The following is a 2,872-nucleotide window of genomic DNA, read 5'->3' on the forward strand; positions in this document are numbered from 1 at the left end:
CTCGCCGCCGCCGCCGCGCTGCCCGAACAGCGCTTCCTGATCGGCGGCAGCGGCTGGCACGACAAGCACATGCCGGCGAACGTGCGCCACCTCGGCCATGTCGGCACGGCGGACCACAACGCCTTCAACTGCACGCCCCGCGCGGTGCTCAACATCGCGCGCGATTCGATGGCCGCGGTCGGCTTCTCCCCCGCCACCCGCGTGTTCGAGGCGGCCGGTGCCGGCGCCTGCCTCATCACCGATTATTGGGAGGGGATCGAACAATTCCTGATCCCGGGCGAGGAAGTGCTGGTCGCCCGCACCGGACAGGATGTCGCCGATCTGCTGGCGGACCTCACCACCGAACGCGCCCGCGCGATCGGTGAGGCGGCGCGCCGCCGCGTCCTCGCCGAGCACACCTATGAGCTTCGCGCACGGCAGGTCGACGATCTGCTGCGCGCCCATGCCGCCGCGGCGAAGGTGGCGGCATGAAGCTCGTCGTCCTTGGCCTCAGCCTCGGCTCCTCCTGGGGCAACGGCCACGCCACCACCTGGCGCGCGCTGCTGTCTGGCTTCGCCGCGCGCGGGCATGACATCCAGTTCCTCGAGCGCACCGTGCCCTGGTATGCCGGCGACCGCCGCGACCTGATCGACCCCGATTTCTGCCGGCTCGATTATTACGCCGACCTCGCCGACCTCGCGACGTGGCGCGACGCGATTGCCGGGGCGGATGCGGTCATTGTCGGTTCCTACGTGCCGGAGGGCGTTTCGGTCGCCCGCTACGTGCAGGCGACGGCACGGGGCGTCACCGCCTTCTACGACATCGACACCCCCGTCACGCTGGCGAAGCTCGACCGCGGCGACCATGAATATCTCTCGCCCGAGGTGATCCCCGGCTTCGACCTGTACCTGTCCTTCACCGGCGGCCCCACGCTGGAGCGGATCGAGCGCCAATATGGCGCCAGGGCCGCCCGCGCGCTCTATTGCACCGTCGACGCGACCCGCTACCAGCCGCAGGACACGCCCAAGCGCTGGGCGCTCTCCTACCTCGGCACCTATAGTGACGATCGCCAGCCGACGCTGGAACGGCTGCTGATCGAGCCGGCGCGCCGCCGCCCCGACCTTCAGTTCGCCGTCGCCGGGCCGCAATATCCCGACACGATCGACTGGCCGGCCAACGTCACCCGCATCGATCACCTGCCGCCGGCCGATCACCCGGCCTTCTACAGCCAGTCGCGCATGACGCTGAACGTCACGCGCGCGGACATGATCGCCGCCGGCTGGTCGCCCTCGGTCCGGCTGTTCGAGGCTGGCGCCTGTGGCACGCCGATCCTGTCCGATCGGTGGGAGGGCATCGACGATCTCTTCGCGCCCGGGCGTGAGATCATGCTCGCCGACACCACCGAACAGGCGCTCGCCGCGCTGGAACAGGATGCCGCCGCGCTCGGCCATGCCGCGCGCGATCGCGTGCTCGCCGCGCACACCGCGTCGCACCGCGCCGCCCAGCTCGAAGCCTACATCAACGACGCGACCCGCCCCCAACCCAGCCGGAGCAAGCCCCGCATGGACACCAACGACGCGCCCGTCACTCTGGTCGCCGGCGGTGCCGGCTTCATCGGCTCGCACCTTTGCGAGGCGCTGCTCGCGCGCGGCGAGCATGTCGTCTGCCTCGACAACCTTCAGACGTCGCGCGCGACCAACGTCGATGATCTGATCGGCCACCCGCGCTTCACCTTCGTCAAGGCGGACGTGATCGAGAAGCTGCCCGCGACGGTCACCGCGCTGACCCGGCGGATCACGCGCGTCTACAATCTCGCCTGCGCCGCCTCGCCGCCGCATTACCAAGCCGATCCCGAGCATACGATGCTGACCTGCGTCGTCGGCACCGATCACTTGCTTCGGCTGGCCGAGCAATCGGGCGCCCGCTTCCTCCTCACCTCCACCAGCGAGGTCTATGGCGATCCGGAGGTTCACCCCCAGCGCGAGGATTATCGCGGCGCGGTCAGCTGCACCGGCCCGCGCGCCTGCTATGACGAGGGCAAACGCGCTGCCGAAGCGATGGCGCTCGATTTCGCGCGGCTCGGCCGGGCGGACGTTCGCGTCGCGCGCATCTTCAACACCTATGGCCCGCGGATGCACCCCGACGATGGCCGCGTCGTCTCCAATTTCATCTGCCAGGCGCTCACCGGCGATACGATCACGGTATATGGCGACGGCAGCCAGACGCGCAGCTTCTGCTACGTCAGCGATCTGGTCGACGGGCTGATCCGCCTGATGGACAGCGAGACGGTCGGGTCGGAGCCGGTCAACCTGGGCAATCCGAATGAGATGACCGTATCCGACCTCGTGACGCGGATCGTGGCGCTGACTGGCACCACCGCGCAGGTCGACTATCATCCGCTGCCCGTCGACGATCCCCGCCGGCGCAAGCCGGACATCACCCGCGCCCAGACGATGCTGGGCTGGGCGCCGCTCGTCCCGCTGGAGGAAGGGCTGTCGCGCACCTGCACCTGGTTTGCCCAGGAGCTGCGCCAGGCGGATCGAATGCCGCTGCTGTCGGTTGCCGCCGAATAAGGAGAACAGCCATGGACAAGCGCGCAACGACTGAAACCAAGCGGCCCAACCTGTCGACCGAGCATCAGGACGAGGGGGACGCGATGCGGCCCTCCGACACGCTCGACAAGGGGCAGCCCAACGAACAGACGATCAAGCGCAAGACATCGCTCACCCGCAATGAATAGCGCTGGGTCGCCGGGCGGACCAACATAGGTGAGGACAATCACCCGCCGCCCGGCCTTTTCCAGCCGAAAACAACGTTTTATCGTTGCTTTTCAATGCTTGCCCATTTCGATTGCGGAAACGACCGGGTGGTCATAGGTCTTTCGCGACAATGA

At 68.2% G+C, this 2,872-nt stretch carries 3 protein-coding genes; all 3 read left to right on the plus strand.

Annotated elements, in window-relative coordinates; genetic code table 11:
- The coding region (locus tag XM50_RS00330; protein WP_046406398.1) for a CgeB family protein at nucleotides 1-471 on the plus strand (471 nt) is incomplete at its 5' end.
- Nucleotides 468-2,552 carry a bifunctional glycosyltransferase/UDP-glucuronate decarboxylase gene (locus XM50_RS21010; RefSeq protein WP_082102583.1) on the plus strand — a complete coding sequence of 695 codons (2,085 nt, stop codon included), beginning with the start codon at nucleotides 468-470 and terminating at the stop codon, nucleotides 2,550-2,552. The genes XM50_RS00330 and XM50_RS21010, both read left to right, overlap by 4 nt.
- 11 nt (nucleotides 2,553-2,563) lie before the next feature.
- A complete protein-coding gene (locus XM50_RS20265; RefSeq protein ID WP_168770658.1) occupies nucleotides 2,564-2,719 on the plus strand; it encodes a hypothetical protein in 156 nt (51 codons plus the stop codon).
- Nucleotides 2,720-2,872 lie beyond the last annotated feature (153 nt).

This window comes from Sphingomonas sp. Ag1, from assembly GCF_000980895.1.
Lineage (GTDB): Bacteria > Pseudomonadota > Alphaproteobacteria > Sphingomonadales > Sphingomonadaceae > Sphingomonas > Sphingomonas panaciterrae.